Here is a 16,384-nt window from a genome sequence, read left to right as displayed (position 1 = left end):
ATGCTTTGGCCGGCCACGCTGCTCGGTGCGGCTGCGGGTCTGGCGCTGGCCAGCATCCCCGGCGCGTTGCTCGGTACGCTGCTTGGGCAGGTGCTGGATCGTCGTATGGGGTTGCAGAGCTGGGCGAGCCTGCGTGAGCACTTAGGCGCGGCGCCCATGCCGAGTGATGAGGAGCTGCTGTTTGTGCTGCTCGGGCGTCTGGCCAAGAGTGAAGGGCAGGTGCTGGAAGCGCACATCCAGCTGGCGCGCGCCGAGATGTGCCGGCTGCATTTGGATGATGCGGGGCAGCGGCGTGCCATTGACGCCTTCAGTCGTGGCAAGGCTGGGCGAGAGGGCTTGCGCATGCCATTGCGCCGGCTGCGCAACCGTGAAGCTAGTGTTGCGGCTCTGCTGCGGGCGTGCTGGCGGATGGCCTGGGCCGATGGGCGGGTGACCGCGCGTGAGCGCGAGCTGATTCTGCTATGGGGCAAGTGGCTGGGTTGGCGCAGTGACCAGGTTGTCGCACTGGCCAGTGAATATGAACCGCGCAAGGGGGCGTTGCTGCAGGGGGCGGCAGCCTATCAGAACGCTTTGCGCTTACTCGATGTGACAGCCGAGAGCGAACCCGCCGCGATCAAGCGGGCTTACCGGCGGCTACTGAGCAGGCACCATCCGGACAAACTGGTTGGTGCCGGAGCCGATCCCGCTCGGGTACGAGAGGCCACGGAGAAGACTCGCGAACTGCACAGCGCTTACGGGTTGATCCGTGAGCGCCGCGGTTTCCGCTAGCCGCCCGGCGCGGTAGTGGCTGCCGGTGTGATGGCTGCGCCGGGGATAGTGGGCTGCGGCGCCGCGGCTTGTGGATGCAGGCTGAGCCAGCCGCGAACCCGCCGATAGAGCTGTTCCTGCTCCGTGGCGGGATTGCCCGGCAGCGCTTTCATCGCGATTTGGATATAGGCCGGATGTTGCTGGCGTTTGCCGGCCTGGGCGCGCTGCAGTGCGGCGGTGCGGTCGGCCGTTTGATCCTTGTAGTAGAAATCGCCGGTGGCCAGTTGCAGGCCGGGGACGAGCTCGTCTAACGCCGGGCTAAAGCCCGCCGGCATTTGCGCGGCGACCAGCAGCAGGTTCTGAATCTCTGCGGGATGGTTTTCCGCCAGATAGCGGGCCGCCCAGTAAGCACCGCTGCCATGGCCCAGGAGGATGATGGCCTTGGGTTTCTGTTGCTGGGCAAAGGCGATGCCGGCTTGGATGCGCGCCAGTACCCGTGCGGTGTGGGCCTGGTATTGCTCCTCGGCAACAGCGCTGGGCTCGGGCGCTTCTGCGGCCGTTGCGTTGGCGTCGGCAGTGTCGGCCACGGGCGCTGTTGTGGCGGCAGGCTCTTTTGCCTCTGGCGTTGCGTTGGGGCTGGCTGCGGCCTCTGCCAGTCGTATGGGCGGCGCATCGCCCTGCGGGTCGGGCAGGCTCAGGCTCAGGCTGTGCCAGCCGGCATCCGGCAGTTTTTTGCGCAGCGGGCCGACAACCTTGGGCCAATCGGCGCTTTCCGCGTCGCCGGGGATGAGAATCACCACCCCGCTCGGCTCAGCGGCATTGGCCGGTTTCCACAGGGCGAGGAACTGTTCGCCAGCCGCGGTTAATTGTTGCTGCTCGGTTTGTGGCAGCTGCCGCTCGAGGGCGACGGCTTCAGCCTGGCTGCGCTCGGGGATGACGGGTCGCTCAATGGCTGCCGCACTGGCCGCTGTTGGTGTAGCCGCATCGGCAGCTTGCAGAGTTAGGGCATGAGGTAGCAACAGCAGCAGGCACAGCGCAGGCAGTCGCGGGCGTTGCAGATTGGGCATTGGAACAGTCCAGGCCAGGAACGATGGGTGCAGCCTAATGGCTTGCCGGTTATTTGTCAGGCCGAGCCTTCGCCTGATCCATGTGGGCTGGAGTAAGGTATGGCGGTTGTCTTCCACCTGGGGCTGTGCGGTGTGCGCTGGATGATTCGTTTGTTGTCTGTTTGCTTTTTTGCCTGCTGGCTGTTGCTGCCGACGCCGGTCCTCAGCGCGACAGCGGTGGCGTTGCCGCTGAATGAGCAGCAACGCGCCTGGTTGGCTGAGCATCGGCAGTTGCGCGTCGGAGTGGTCTTGCAGGCGCCTTATGCGCAATTCGATCGGCGCCTGCAGCAGCTGTCCGGGGCCAATGTCGAGCTGATGAATTGGCTGGCGGCGGCGCTGCAGGTCGAGCTGGTCTGGCAGCAGTATGTCGATCAGGCGGCGCTGGAGGCCGCGGTGCGGACCAAGCATGTCGACCTGGCTCCGGGCCTTAGCCAGACACCGGCCGGGCTGCGGCTGTGGCTGTATTCCGACCCTTATATGCGCGTGCCACAGCTGATCGTGGGGGTGCGCAATGGTGGCGCGGCGGTCGATCTGGAGCAGCTCGGCGCGCAAGACCCGGTCGCCGTGCGCATGCCCAGCGCGGTGGCCGATTACCTGCACGGCACCTATGTGAACCTCAACCTACAAGCTGCGGCTAACGAGCGTGAGGCGTTGCAGAGTCTGCTCAGCCAGCAGGTTAAATATGCGGTGGTCGATCAGGCGCAGCTCAGCCGCTTATCCCGTGAGGGCGAGTTCGCCGGGCTCGCCGTGGTCGGAGATATCGGTCTACCGCAACTGCTGCGTATCGCCTCGCGGCGCGACTGGCCGGAACTGTCCGGGATCATCGATAGCGCGCTGCGGGCGATCTCCCCAAAGCAGCTGGATCAACTGCATGGCCGCTGGTTGCAGCTCAAGTATCCGCGGCTCGCCGAGTCGCCGGGCTTCTGGCAGAACCTCAGTTTGTTGTTCGCCGTTTTGCTGCTGATGGCGCTGGCCGGCCTGTTCTGGCTGCGCCGCCAACTGCATACGCTGGAGCGCAGTTTGCTGGCGGCGCGGCACGCTATCGAGTTGCGCGAGGCGGCGGAAGAGGCGCTGCGCCTGACCCAATTCTCCATCGATCAAAGCACCGTCGGCATTCTCTGGGTCAACTGGGACAGTCACGTGCGCTATGCCAACCGTGCCGCGGAGCAGATGCTCGGCTACCTGCCGGGGGGCGTGGTCGATCGGCCGCTGATCGAGTTCGAACCGAGCCTGCACATGGATCGCTGGCTCGCGCTGTGGAAGCGGGCGCGTTCGAGCGAGGAAGGGCCGTTGAGCTTCGAGACCAATTGCCGCCGCGCCGATGGCAGTGCGCTGCCGGCCGACGTGTCGCTGAGTTTCCTGCGCTTTCGCCAGGCCGAGTACCTGGTGGTGTTCATCACCGACGTCACCGAGCGGCGGCGGGCCTTGGCCGCCTTGCAGGAAAGCGAGGCGCGCCTACAGGGCATCGCCGCCAATGTGCCGGGCCTGGTGTTTCGCCTGGAGCGCCCGCGGCCCGATGCGCCGGTGGACTTCGCCTTTATCAGCGAAGGCAGCGAAAGCCTGGTCGGCTATTCCGCCACCACGCTGCTGGCCGCCGACCGCGGCCTGCGCAGCCTGGTGCATGTGGACGATAAAGCCAGCTATCACCACAGCCAGGATCTGGCGCTCGCCAGCGACAGTGACTGGCATTGGCAGGGCCGCATATTGACCCGCGATGGTTCACAGCGCTGGGCGGATATCAAGGCGATTGCGCGGCACCTGCAGGATGGTTTGGTGGTCTGGGACGGTATCGTCTGGGACATCAGCGAGAACAAACGCATCGAGCTGGAGCTGGCCGAGTCGCGCGCGCAACTGCGCGAGTTGTCGGCGCACCTGGAGAGCGTGCGCGAAGAGGAGAAAGCCCGTATCGCCCGTGAGGTGCACGACGAGCTGGGCCAGGTGTTGACCGTGCTCAAGCTGGAAACCTCGATGTGCGAGCTGGCCTATGCCGAGCTTGACCCGGGCCTGCAGGAGCGCCTGAACAGCATGAAGCGCTTGATCGCCAATCTGTTCCAACTGGTGCGTGATGTGGCTACCGCCTTGCGTCCGCCAATCCTCGACGCGGGCATTGGCTCGGCGATCGAATGGCAGGCCCAGCGCTTCGAGGCGCGCACGCAGATTCCCTGTCTGGTCCAGGTCCCGGAGAGCTTGCCGGCGCTGGCGGACGCCAAGGCGGTCGGCCTGTTCCGCATCCTCCAGGAGGCGCTGACCAACGTCATGCGGCACGCGCAGGCGCATACTGTCGAACTGCGCCTGACGCTGGAAGAGGACGAGTTGTGCCTGACGGTCAGCGATGATGGTTGCGGTTTCGTCGTCGCGCCGGGTCGCTCCAACTCCTTCGGGCTGGTCGGTATGCGTGAGCGCGTGTTGATGCTGGGTGGCAGCCTGAGCATCGACAGTCGGCTTGGCGAAGGCACTAACCTGAGCGTGCGCATCCCCTTGGATTAACAGGCCTCAACCTAAGGAGACACCTGAGTGATTCGTGTACTGGTTGCCGAAGATCACACCATCGTCCGTGAGGGCATCAAGCAACTGATCGGCCTGGCCAAGGATCTCTGCGTGGTCGGTGAAGCCAGCAACGGCGAGCAATTGCTGGAAACCCTGCGGCAGGTTGAGTGCGAGGTGGTGCTGCTGGATATCTCCATGCCCGGCGTCAATGGCCTGGAGGCGATTCCACGGATTCGCGCGTTGCAGCATGCGCCGGCGATTCTGGTGTTGTCGATGCACGATGAAGCCCAGATGGCCGCGCGGGCCTTGAAGGTCGGGGCGGCGGGTTACGCGACAAAGGACAGCGACCCGGCGTTGCTCCTTACGGCGATTCGCAAGGTGGCCGCCGGTGGGCGCTACATCGACCCGGAGCTGGCCGACCGGATGGTCTTCGAGGTCGGCCTGACAGATTCGCGGCCGCTGCACGCGCGGCTGTCCGAGCGTGAGTTCTCGGTATTCGAGCGCCTGGTGCAGGGCGCCAACGTCAACGATATTGCCCAGCAATTGGCGCTCAGCAACAAAACCATCAGTACCCACAAAGCGCGCTTGATGCAGAAGTTGAATGCCAGTTCGGTGGCGGATCTGGTGCGTTATGCCATGGAGCACAAGCTGATCTGAGGGGACGGCCGGTTGGCGCGGGTGTAGGTGCTGAGCGTAGGTTGGCGCTGAACGAAGTGATGCCCAACAAGGAGTCGCTTAGCGACTCCCTCTGCTCGGTCTTGAACTTGAAAGCCCGGCCTTGCAGGCCGGTTGTTGGGCATCGCCTACGGCTCAGCGTCAACCTACCTCTGCACTTTCCTGTCGGCGTAGCTGTTTACGACTCTGCCGCTGTCCGCTCGGGACCGCTGGCCGTATACGCTCTGCCTGTCCATGCCTATGCGCGCCGTCCGTGTAGGGCAATCCCTACATGCAGTCGTCCACTGTTCTTATAGCAATCTCTCATACCCCCCGATTTGCGCTGCTTGCAGGCTTCTCTAGTCTCTAGGCACGACATACAAAAAAATCAAAGGTGTGGTTATGGTCGAGAAGCAAACGAACGATGTGCTGGTCAGCTTCCGTGGCGTACAGAAGAGCTACGACGGCGAGAACCTCATCGTCAAAGACCTCAACCTGGATATTCGCAAAGGCGAATTCCTCACCCTGCTCGGGCCGTCCGGCTCCGGCAAAACCACCAGCCTGATGATGCTGGCCGGTTTCGAGACGCCCACCGCCGGGGAAATTCTCCTCGCCGGGCGCTCGATCAACAACGTCCCACCGCACAAACGCGACATCGGCATGGTCTTTCAGAACTACGCCTTGTTCCCGCACATGACCGTGGCGGAGAACCTGGCGTTTCCGCTGTCGGTACGCGGCCTGAGCAAGACCGACATCAGCGAGCGGGTCAAGCGCGCGCTGTCGATGGTGCAGCTCGATAGCTTTCGCAACCGCTATCCCGGCCAGCTCTCCGGCGGCCAGCAGCAGCGTGTGGCGCTGGCCCGTGCGCTGGTGTTCGAGCCGCAACTGGTGCTGATGGATGAGCCGCTCGGCGCGCTGGACAAGCAGCTGCGCGAACACATGCAGATGGAGATCAAACACCTGCACAAGCGTCTCGGCGTGACTGTGGTCTACGTCACCCACGATCAGGGCGAAGCGCTGACCATGTCCGACCGGGTGGCGGTGTTCCACCAGGGCGAGATCCAGCAGATCGCCTCCCCGCGTACCTTGTATGAAGAGCCGAAGAACACCTTCGTCGCCAACTTCATCGGCGAGAACAACCGCATCAGCGGGCGCCTGTTCAGCCGCACCGGTGATCGCTGCGTGGTCGAGCTGGCGCGCGGTGAGAAGGTCGAGGCGCTGGCGGTCAACGTCGGTCAGACCGGCGAGCCGGTGACCCTGTCGATCCGTCCGGAACGGGTGCTGTTGAACGGCTCCAGCGAGGCTTGCACCAATCGCTTCTCCGGTCGGGTGGAGGAGTTCATCTACCTGGGCGACCACGTGCGTGTGCGTCTGGAGGTGTGTGGCAAGGCCAACTTCTTCGTCAAACAACCGATTGCCGAACTGGATCCGGCCCTCGCGGTGGGTGATGTGGTGCCGCTCGGCTGGCAAGTAGAGCACGTCCGCGCGCTCGACCCGTTATTGGAAACCGTCTGATCGAATCCGCGCTTTATCAACTTTGCACAGTGGAGAAAACAACAATGAATAAATCTCTCAAACTCACTGCCCTGGCTCTCGGGTTGGCTTGCGCCGCTCAGGCCATGGCGGCCGACCTGACCGTGGTGTCCTTTGGCGGGGCGAACAAGAACGCCCAGGTCAAAGCGTTCTACACACCCTGGGAACAGGCCGGCAACGGCAAAATCATCGCCGGTGAGTACAACGGCGAGATGGCCAAGGTGAAAGCCATGGTCGACACCAAGAGCGTGTCCTGGAATCTCGTCGAAGTGGAATCTCCGGAGCTGGCCCGTGGCTGTGACGAGGGCATGTTCGAGCAGCTCGACCCGGCTCAGTTCGGTAATCCCGCTGACTACGTGCCGGGGGCTATCCAGCCGTGCGGCGTAGGCTTCTTCGTCTGGTCCACGGTACTCGCCTACAACGCCGACAAGCTGACAAGCGCTCCGACCAGCTGGGCGGATTTCTGGGACACGAAGAAATTCCCTGGCAAGCGTGGCCTGCGTAAAGGCGCCAAGTACACCCTGGAATTCGCCTTGATGGCCGATGGCGTGGCGCCGAAGGATGTCTACAGCGTGCTGGCGACCAAAGACGGGGTCGACCGCGCGTTCAAGAAGCTCGATCAACTGAAACCGAGCATTCAGTGGTGGGAAGCCGGCGCCCAGCCGCCGCAGTACCTCGCTTCCGGTGACGTGGTGATGAGTTCGGCCTACAACGGCCGCATCGCTGCCGTACAGAAAGAAAGCAACCTGAAGGTGGTGTGGAACGGCGGCATCTACGACTTCGACGCCTGGGCCATCCCGAAAGGCGCGAAGAATGCCGACGAAGCGCAGAAGTTCATCGCCTTCTCGGTCAAGCCCGAGCAGCAGAAGACCTATTCGGAAAACATCGCCTACGGCCCCGCCAACACCAAGGCCATCGCGCTGCTGGATAAGTCGCTGCTGAAAGACATGCCGACCGCCCCGGAAAACATCGCGAACCAAGTGGCCATCGACGTGACCTTCTGGGCCGACTACGGCGAGCAGCTGGAGCAGCGCTTCAACTCTTGGGCGGCCAAGTAAGACCAGTAGTCCCCTCTCCCGCAAGTGGGAGAGGGGAGTTCAAACGCTTTAGCTTTTGGCCGCGCCCGCGCGGCCTTTTTTTCCGGAGTTCGCTATGGCCATCGCAGTGCCCTTGACCGAGGTCGCCGGCCCCACCCTGAAACAACGTCTGGCGCGTGCCGAGCGGCTGAACCGCTTGAAAGCCCAGGCGCTGATTTTGCCGCTGGTGCTGTTTCTGCTGCTGATCTTCCTGGTGCCGATTGTCGCGCTGCTCTACAAGAGCGTCGGCAACAGCGAGGTGGTCGGCACAATGCCACGCACCCTCGAGGCGGTCGCCAGTTGGGATGGCAAGGCGTTGCCTGGCGAGCCCGTCTATAAGGCGCTGAGCCTGGACCTGGCTGAGGCGCGGAAGAATCAGACCCTGGGCGATCTGTCCAAACGGCTGAATATGGAATTGGCCGGTTACCGTAGCCTGATGGCGAAAACCGCGCGGGCGCTGCCGTTCAAAACGGAGCCGGCGTCTTATAAAGAGGCGCTGGAAGCCCTAGATGAGCGTTGGGGCGACCCTGCCTATTGGCAGGCGATCAGCCGCAACACCAGCAGCGTCACCCCGTTTTACCTGCTGGCGGCGGTCGATCATCGCATCGACGACCTCGGCGAATTGGCACCGGCCACGCCGGATCAGGCGATTTACCTGGATATCTTCGCCCGCACCTTCTGGATGGGCCTGGTGATTACCGCCATCTGCCTGGTGCTGGCCTATCCGCTGGCCTATCTGTTGGCCAACCTGCCGGCACGCCAGAGCAACCTGCTGATGATCCTGGTGCTGCTGCCGTTCTGGACCTCGATCCTGGTGCGGGTGGCCGCCTGGATCGTGCTCTTGCAGTCGGGCGGTTTGATCAACGGTGCGTTGCTCAGCCTGGGGGTGATCGATAAGCCGCTGGAGTTGGTGTTCAACCGTGCCGGGGTGTACATCTCGATGGTGCACATCATGCTGCCGTTCATGATCCTGCCGATCTACAGCGTGATGAAGGGCATCTCGCCGACCTACATGCGGGCGGCGATTTCCCTCGGCTGCCACCCGTTCGCGAGCTTCTGGCGGGTGTACTTCCCGCAGACCTTGGCCGGTGTCGGTGCCGGCTGCCTGCTGGTGTTCATCCTGGCGATTGGTTACTACATCACCCCGGCGCTGCTCGGCAGCCCGACCGACCAGATGGTCAGCTACTTCGTCGCGTTCTACACCAACACCAGCATCAACTGGGGTATGGCCACGGCCCTCGGCGGCCTGCTGCTATTCGCCACCCTGGTGCTCTACGTGGTTTACAGCTGGCTGGTGGGCGCGAGCCGCCTGCGCTTGAGCTAAGCCGTCTGTTCAAGGAGAAGTCGAAATGCTCAGTCCTTACATGTCCCCCATCGAGCGCGTCTGGTTCTACACGCTGCGCAGCCTCTGTGGCCTGGTGCTGTTGTTCCTGATCTTGCCGGTACTGGTGATCGTGCCGCTGTCATTCAACTCCGGGAGTTTCCTGGTCTATCCGCTGCAGGGCTTCTCGCTGCACTGGTACCAGGACTTTTTCGCCTCGGCCGAATGGATGCGCTCGTTGAAGAACAGCCTGATCGTCGCTCCGGCAGCGACCGTGCTGGCGATGGTCTTCGGCACTCTGGCGGCGATCGGCCTGACCCGCGGCGATTTTCGCGGCAAGGCACTGGTGATGAGCCTGGTGATTTCGCCGATGGTGGTGCCGGTGGTGATCGTCGGGGTGGCCAGCTATCTGTTCTTCGCGCCGCTGGGGTTGGGCAACAGCTATATATCGCTGATTCTGGTGCATGCCGTGCTCGGCGTGCCGTTCGTGATCATCACCGTGTCGGCCACCTTGCAGGGCTTCAACTACAACCTGGTGCGCGCGGCGGCCAGCCTCGGCGCCTCGCCGCTGACGGCGTTCTTCCGGGTGACCTTGCCGCTGATCGCCCCCGGGGTGATCTCCGGGGCGCTGTTTGCCTTCGCCACCTCGTTCGACGAGGTGGTGGTGACGCTGTTCCTCGCCGGCCCCGAGCAAGCCACCTTGCCACGGCAGATGTTCAGCGGCATCCGCGAGAATCTCAGCCCGACCATCGCCGCGGCGGCGACCTTGCTGATCGGCTTCTCCGTGGTGCTGTTGCTGACCCTGGAATGGCTGCGTGGGCGTAGCGAGCAGCTGCGTATCGCGCCGCCCGAGTGACGCCTGAGCCCGCCGTTGTTGGGGCTTGCCTGTGTCAGGGGCTGGTCTGCGAGCAAAGTTGCAGGCCCGCCACTGACACATGACAACCGCCTGATCGATCGACTCAGGCTACAATGTGCGCCACCGTGATTTTGCTCTGAGGTGCGCCATGCAGCCCTTCGCTATTGCTCCGTCGATTCTCTCCGCCGACTTCGCCCGCCTGGGCGAGGACGTCGACAACGTCCTCGCCGCCGGCGCCGACATCGTCCACTTCGATGTGATGGACAACCACTACGTGCCCAACCTGACCATGGGCCCGATGGTCTGCGCGGCGCTGCGCAAGTACGGCATCACTGCGCCGATCGACGTGCACCTGATGGTTGCGCCGGTCGACCGCATGATTGGCGACTTCATCGAGGCCGGTGCCAGCTATATCACCTTCCATCCGGACGCCAGCTTCCATATCGATCGCTCGCTGCAGTTGATCAAGGATGGCGGTTGCAAAGCCGGCCTGGTGTTCAATCCGGCCACCTCGCTGGAAAGCCTGAAATACGTGATGGACAAGGTCGACATGATCCTGTTGATGAGCGTCAACCCTGGCTTCGGCGGGCAGCAGTTCATTCCCGGCACCCTCGACAAACTGCGTGAGGCGCGGGCGCTGATCGACGCCTCCGGGCGTGAGATTCGCCTGGAAATCGACGGAGGGGTGAATCTGCAGAACATCCGCGAAATCGCCGCCGCCGGCGCCGACACCTTTGTCGCCGGTTCAGCCATCTTCAATACGCCGGACTACGCCGCAGTTATCCAACAAATGCGTGAACAACTGGCGCTCGCACACGGATGAGCGGTTTCGAGCAGTTGCTCCCCGGTCGCCTGCCGCGGCTGGTGATGTTCGATCTGGACGGCACCTTGGTCGATTCGGTGCCGGATTTGGCGGCGGCTATCGACCAGACGCTGCTGACCCTCGGCCGGCCGGTCGCCGGTATCGAGCGGGTGCGCAACTGGGTCGGCAATGGCGCACGGGTGCTGGTGCGGCGTGCCCTGGCCGACGATATGCAGCATGCGGCGGTGGGCGAAGCCGACACCGAGCAAGCCCTGGCGGTGTTTATGGAGGCATACGCCGACAGCCATGGGTTAACGGTGGTCTATCCCGGCGTACGCGAAACCCTGAAATGGCTGAAGAAGCAGGGCGTCGAAATGGCGCTGATCACCAACAAGCCGGAGCGCTTTGTCGCACCGCTGCTGGATGAAATGCGCATCGGCCGCTATTTCCGCTGGATCATCGGCGGCGATACCCTGCCGCAGCAGAAACCCGACCCGACGGCGCTGCTGCATGTGATGAAAATGGCCGAGGTCGAGGCGCAAGACGCCCTGTTTATCGGCGACTCGCGTAACGACGTGCTGGCCGCCAAAGCCGCCGGCGTGCTCTGCGTGGCCCTGAGCTACGGTTATAACCATGGCCGGCCGATCGCCGAAGAGTCGCCGGCGCTGGTGATCGATGATTTGCGCGAGCTGCTGCCTGGTTGCTTCGAGCCAGCCGCTGCGCTAACGTTGCCCGACACTACTCAATCCCCCCGCCAAAGAGATTCCATCGTGGTGGTCACCCGCAAACATTGGTTCGTAAAATCAGGGTTCATAAAGTCTGGGATGAACATCCTCAAGACCTTGGCCCGTTGGCGTTGGCGCGCCTGATTTGATCCTGGCCGGTTCGCCGGTGCGTTTGCCTATTCGACCCAAACCTAATCTAAGATCGTCGCGAGCGCAGGTCAGGCAAGGCGAAACCAGGCGAGGACGCGGAGTTTACGAGTTGTAAATGAGCAGTCCGAGCCTGGTTTCAACGCCGCCCCACCAAGCGCAGCAGATATTAGATAGGTTTTTACCCTCAAGCCACGAGGCTGATTCATGACCCGCGACGAATTCCTGCGTTTAGCCGCTGCCGGCTATAACCGTATCCCGCTTGCCTGCGAAACCCTGGCCGACTTCGACACCCCGCTGTCGATTTACCTGAAGCTGGCCGATCAACCGAACACCTACCTGCTTGAATCCGTCCAGGGCGGCGAGAAATGGGGGCGCTACTCGATCATTGGCCTGCCGTGCCGCACCGTGCTGCGCGTGCATGAGCATCAGATCAGCGTGAGCCACGATGGTGTCGAGATCGAGCGGCTTGAGACCGAAGATCCGCTGGCCTTCGTCGAGCAGTTCAAGGCGCGCTACCAGGTGCCGAGCATTCCGGGTTTGCCGCGCTTCAACGGTGGACTGGTCGGCTACTTCGGCTATGACTGCGTGCGTTATGTGGAGAAACGCCTGAGCAAGTGCCCGAACCCCGATCCGCTGGGCGTTCCGGATATCCTGCTGATGGTCTCCGATGCCGTGGTGGTGTTCGACAATCTGGCGGGCAAGATGCACGCAATCGTCCTGGCAGACCCCGCGCAGGAAAGCGCCTACGAAAACGGCCTGGCGCAGTTGGAAGCGCTGCTGGAAAAACTCCGTCAGCCGATCACCCCCCGGCGTGGCCTGGACTTCAGCAAGGAGTCGGGCGCCGAGCCATTGTTCCGCTCCAGCTTCACCCGTGAGGACTACGAGCGCTCGGTGGATACCATCAAGGAATACATCCTCGCCGGTGACTGCATGCAGGTGGTGCCGTCGCAGCGCATGTCCATCGACTTCAAGGCGGCTCCGATCGATTTGTACCGGGCGCTGCGCTGCTTCAACCCGACGCCCTATATGTACTTCTTCAACTTCGGCGACTTCCACGTGGTGGGCAGCTCGCCGGAAGTGCTGGTGCGGGTCGAGGACAATCTGATCACCGTACGCCCGATCGCCGGCACCCGTCCACGCGGCGCCACCGAAGCGGCCGATTTGGCGTTGGAGGAGGATCTGCTGTCCGATGACAAGGAAATCGCCGAGCACCTGATGCTGATCGACCTGGGCCGTAACGACACCGGTCGGGTTTCGGAAATCGGCTCGGTGAAGCTCACCGAGAAAATGGTCATCGAGCGTTATTCCAACGTCATGCACATCGTCTCCAATGTCACCGGCCAATTGAAAAGCGGCCTGACGGCGATGGATGCGCTACGGGCGATTCTGCCTGCGGGCACCTTGTCCGGCGCGCCGAAGATCCGCGCGATGGAAATCATCGACGAGTTGGAGCCGGTCAAGCGCGGGGTCTACGGCGGTGCCGTGGGCTACCTGGCGTGGAACGGTAATATGGACACCGCGATTGCGATCCGCACCGCGGTGATTAAAAACGGCGAACTGCATGTACAGGCCGGCGGTGGCATCGTCGCCGACTCGGTGCCGGCGCTGGAGTGGGAAGAAACGCTGAATAAACGTCGCGCGATGTTCCGCGCCGTGGCTTTGGCCGAACAAACCACCAAGACCGACGCCTGAGGAGCACTGACATGCTGTTAATGATCGATAACTATGACTCTTTCACCTACAACGTCGTGCAGTACCTCGGCGAGCTCGGTGCAGAGGTGAAAGTCATCCGCAACGACGAGTTGACGGTGGCGCAAATCGCCGCGCTGAACCCTGAGCGCATTGTGGTTTCGCCCGGCCCCTGCACGCCGACCGAAGCCGGCGTGTCGCTGGCGGTGATCGAGCACTTCGCCGGCAAGCTGCCGATCCTCGGCGTTTGCCTTGGCCATCAAAGCATCGGCCAGGCCTTTGGCGGCGATGTGGTGCGTGCGCGCCGGGTGATGCACGGCAAGACCAGCCCGGTAGTTCACGAAAACCAGGGCGTATTCAGTGGGCTGAACAACCCGCTGACGGTAACCCGCTACCATTCCTTAGTGGTCAAGCGCGAAACCCTGCCGGACTGCCTGGAAATGACCGCCTGGACTCAACATGAAGACGGCTCTGTGGACGAGATCATGGGGCTGCGGCATAAAACCTTGAACATCGAGGGGGTGCAGTTCCATCCGGAATCTATCCTTACCGAGCAAGGTCACGAATTGTTTGCCAATTTCCTGAAGCAGAGTGGGGGCGTGCGCTGAGATGGATATCAAGGGAGCCCTCAATCGGGTAGTCAGCCAACTGAGCCTGACGACAGAAGAAATGCAGGACGTCATGCGCGAAATCATGACCGGGCAGTGCACTGACGCGCAGATCGGTGCCTTCCTGATGGGCATGCGCATGAAGAGTGAGACCATCGACGAAATCACCGGTGCCGCCCAAGTCATGCGCGAGCTGGCCGCGCCGGTGCATATCAACGCCGAACACTTGGTCGACACCTGCGGCACCGGTGGTGACGGCATGAACGTGTTCAATGTCTCCACTGCGGCGGCTTTCGTGGTCGCGGCGGCGGGCGGCAACGTGGCCAAACATGGCAACCGTGCGGTGTCCGGCAAGAGCGGCAGTGCCGACTTGCTCGAGGCCGCCGGGGTTTACCTGAGTCTCACCCCTGAACAGGTGGCCCGTTGTGTCGAGACGGTCGGTGTGGGCTTCATGTTCGCGCCGGCCCATCATGGCGCGATGAAGCATGCGATCGGCCCGCGCCGTGAACTGGGCTTGCGTACCTTGTTCAACATGCTCGGGCCGATGACCAACCCGGCTGCGGTGAAGCACCAGGTGATCGGTGTGTTCAGCCAGGCGCTGTGCCGGCCGATGGCCGAAGTGCTGCAACGTCTGGGCAGCGAGCATGTGTTGGTCGTGCATGCGCAGGATGGGCTCGACGAGATCAGCTTGGCGGCGCCAACCTTCGTTGCGGAACTGAACAACGGTGTGATCAGCGAGTACCGCATCCAGCCGGAAGACTTCGGCATCAAGAGCCAGAGTCTGATCGGTTTGACGGTGGACACCCCGAAAGCGTCGTTGGAGTTGATCCGCGATGCTCTCGGCCGACGCAAGACCGAGAGCGGTCAGAAAGCTGCCGACATGATCGTCCTCAATGCCGGCGCCGCACTCTATGCCGCGGATCATGCCAGCAGCTTGAGGGAAGGTGTACACCTGGCTCACGATGCGCTGCACACAGGGCTGGCCCGCGAAAAACTGGAAGAGCTGGTGTCCTTGACCGCGGTGTTCCGCCAGGAGAATGAAGCGTGAGCGTGCCCACCGTCCTCGAAAATATCCTCGCTCGCAAAGTTGAGGAAGTGGCTGCCCGGCGTGCGTTGGTCAGCCTGGCGGAGCTCGAGCGCGAGGCGCGAGCGGCCGATGCGCCGCGCGGGTTTGCCAATGCGCTGCTGGCTTGCGCCAGGCGCAAAGAGCCCGCGGTGATCGCCGAGATCAAGAAAGCCTCGCCGAGCAAGGGCGTGCTGCGTGAACACTTCGTGCCGGCAGAGATCGCTAAAAGTTACGAGGCCGGCGGCGCAACCTGCCTGTCGGTGTTGACCGACGTGGACTTCTTCCAGGGCGCCGATCGCTATCTGCAGCAAGCGCGTGCCGCCTGCAGCCTGCCGGTGATCCGCAAGGATTTCATGATCGATCCCTATCAAATCGTCGAGGCACGAGCCCTCGGAGCTGATTGCGTGCTGTTGATTGTTTCAGCGCTGGACGATGTGCGGATGGCCGAATTGGCCGCGGTGGCGAAAAGTTTTGGCTTGGATGTGCTGGTCGAGGTGCACGATGGCGATGAGCTGGAGCGGGCGCTAAAGACCCTCGACACACCGCTGATCGGCATCAACAACCGCAATCTGCATACCTTCGAAGTCAGTCTGGAAACCACCCTTGATCTGCTGCCGCGGATTCCTCGTGAGCGTCTGGTGGTGACCGAAAGCGGGATCATGAACCGTGCGGATGTCGAATTGATGGAAATCAGCGAGGTCTACGGTTTCCTGGTCGGCGAGGCCTTTATGCGTGCGGATAACCCCGGTGCCGAGCTGCAGCGCTTGTTCTTCCCCGAGCGTAATCGCGTGCTGACCAGTCCCGACGTCGATTGAAGGGTTAAGCCACGCCCATGAAAAAGCCGGCGCATGCGCCGGCTTTTTCATGCCTGGAGGGTTCAGCGCGTGCCGAACACCACCATGGTTTTCCCTTTGACGTTGACCAGCCCTTGTTCTTCCAGGGCTTTGAGCACGCGACCGACCATTTCGCGCGAGCAGCCGACGATACGGCCGATTTCCTGGCGAGTGATCTTGATCTGCATGCCGTCCGGGTGGGTCATGGCATCCGGCTGTTTGCACAGGTCCAGCAGGGTGCGGGCGACGCGCCCGGTGACGTCGAGGAAGGCCAGGTCGCCGACCTTGCGCGTGGTGTTGCGCAGGCGCTCGGCCATCTGACTGCCGAGGGCATAGAGGATGTCCGGGTCTTGTTGGGTCAGCTCGCGAAACTTGGCGTAGCTCAGTTCGGCCACTTCACATTCGGTTTTCGCACGCACCCAGGCGCTACGTTCTTTCTCGCTGCCGTCTTTTTCAAACAGCCCCATCTCGCCGAAGAAATCCCCGGAGTTGAGGTAGGCGATGATCATCTCGCGGCCATCGTCATCCTCGATCAGGATAGTGACCGAGCCTTTGACGATGAAGAATAGGGTTTCACAGCGATCGCCGGCATAGATGATGGTGCTTTTGGCGGTGTAGCGACGGCGGTGACAGTGAGCGAGAAGTTTGTCGAGATTTTTTATTTTAGGTGTAAGTGTTATCGCTACCATGCCCAAGCCCCGAAAGAATAAATGTAAGCCTTTGTCTAGCCG

General features: G+C 62.5%; 15 protein-coding genes. 13 read left to right on the top strand and 2 right to left on the bottom strand.

Annotation, left to right across the window (positions count from 1 at the left end; translation table 11 throughout):
* Window positions 1–768, top strand: coding sequence for a TerB family tellurite resistance protein (locus D3879_RS02910; RefSeq protein ID WP_119952597.1), 768 nt, complete (start codon window positions 1–3; stop codon window positions 766–768).
* Here the strand turns inward: D3879_RS02910 and D3879_RS02905 are convergent.
* A complete protein-coding gene (locus tag D3879_RS02905) occupies window positions 765–1,814 on the bottom strand; it encodes an alpha/beta hydrolase family protein (protein ID WP_119952596.1) in 1,050 nt (349 codons plus the stop codon). The two genes, D3879_RS02910 and D3879_RS02905, sit on opposite strands and share 4 nt — an antisense overlap.
* Before the next feature lie 141 nt (window positions 1,815–1,955).
* On the opposite strand from D3879_RS02905, the gene D3879_RS02900 reads away from it, so the two are divergent.
* The 12 genes from D3879_RS02900 (at window position 1,956) to trpC (ending at window position 15,635) form a co-directional block, all read left to right on the top strand.
* Entirely contained in the window at window positions 1,956–4,340 is a 2,385-nt protein-coding gene (locus D3879_RS02900) for a PAS domain-containing sensor histidine kinase (protein WP_119954865.1), read from the top strand.
* Window positions 4,341–4,367: 27 nt separating this feature from the next.
* Complete coding sequence (locus D3879_RS02895; protein WP_119952595.1) at window positions 4,368–4,997, top strand: response regulator; 630 nt, start codon at window positions 4,368–4,370, stop codon at window positions 4,995–4,997.
* A 399-nt stretch (window positions 4,998–5,396) separates the two neighbouring features.
* Complete coding sequence (locus D3879_RS02890) at window positions 5,397–6,509, top strand: ABC transporter ATP-binding protein (protein WP_119952594.1); 1,113 nt, start codon at window positions 5,397–5,399, stop codon at window positions 6,507–6,509.
* Window positions 6,510–6,553: 44 nt separating this feature from the next.
* Window positions 6,554–7,585 (top strand): ABC transporter substrate-binding protein, encoded by a 1,032-nt coding sequence (locus tag D3879_RS02885; RefSeq protein ID WP_119952593.1) that lies wholly within the window; start codon window positions 6,554–6,556, stop codon window positions 7,583–7,585.
* Window positions 7,586–7,679: 94 nt separating this feature from the next.
* Window positions 7,680–8,927, top strand: coding sequence for an ABC transporter permease (locus D3879_RS02880; RefSeq protein WP_119952592.1), 1,248 nt, complete (start codon window positions 7,680–7,682; stop codon window positions 8,925–8,927).
* A 25-nt stretch (window positions 8,928–8,952) separates the two neighbouring features.
* Entirely contained in the window at window positions 8,953–9,780 is an 828-nt protein-coding gene (locus D3879_RS02875; protein ID WP_119952591.1) for an ABC transporter permease, read from the top strand.
* Window positions 9,781–9,928: 148 nt separating this feature from the next.
* Window positions 9,929–10,603, top strand: coding sequence for a ribulose-phosphate 3-epimerase (gene rpe, locus D3879_RS02870; protein WP_119952590.1), 675 nt, complete (start codon window positions 9,929–9,931; stop codon window positions 10,601–10,603).
* Window positions 10,600–11,451, top strand: coding sequence for a phosphoglycolate phosphatase (locus D3879_RS02865; protein WP_119952589.1), 852 nt, complete (start codon window positions 10,600–10,602; stop codon window positions 11,449–11,451). Before rpe ends, D3879_RS02865 begins: the two co-directional genes overlap by 4 nt.
* A gap of 210 nt (window positions 11,452–11,661) precedes the next feature.
* The gene (gene trpE / locus D3879_RS02860; RefSeq protein ID WP_119952588.1) at window positions 11,662–13,149 is read left to right on the top strand and encodes an anthranilate synthase component I; all 1,488 of its coding nucleotides are present in this window, start codon (window positions 11,662–11,664) and stop codon (window positions 13,147–13,149) included.
* 11 nt (window positions 13,150–13,160) lie between these two features.
* Entirely contained in the window at window positions 13,161–13,754 is a 594-nt protein-coding gene (locus D3879_RS02855; protein ID WP_119952587.1) for an aminodeoxychorismate/anthranilate synthase component II, read from the top strand.
* 1 nt (window position 13,755) lies between these two features.
* Entirely contained in the window at window positions 13,756–14,802 is a 1,047-nt protein-coding gene (gene trpD, locus D3879_RS02850) for an anthranilate phosphoribosyltransferase (protein ID WP_119952586.1), read from the top strand.
* A complete protein-coding gene (trpC, locus tag D3879_RS02845; RefSeq protein ID WP_119952585.1) occupies window positions 14,799–15,635 on the top strand; it encodes an indole-3-glycerol phosphate synthase TrpC in 837 nt (278 codons plus the stop codon). The genes trpD and trpC overlap by 4 nt, the downstream gene beginning before the upstream one ends.
* A gap of 62 nt (window positions 15,636–15,697) precedes the next feature.
* On the opposite strand, the gene crp is transcribed toward trpC, so the two are convergent.
* On the bottom strand, window positions 15,698–16,342 hold the full coding sequence (gene crp, locus D3879_RS02840; protein ID WP_119952584.1) for a cAMP-activated global transcriptional regulator CRP: 645 nt from the start codon (window positions 16,340–16,342) through the stop codon (window positions 15,698–15,700).
* Window positions 16,343–16,384 lie beyond the last annotated feature (42 nt).

This window comes from Pseudomonas cavernicola (assembly GCF_003596405.1).
Classification (GTDB): Bacteria; Pseudomonadota; Gammaproteobacteria; order Pseudomonadales; family Pseudomonadaceae; genus Aquipseudomonas; species Aquipseudomonas cavernicola.
The sequence above is the reverse complement of the archived record's forward strand: the minus strand, read 5'-3'. Positions and strand labels throughout refer to the sequence as shown.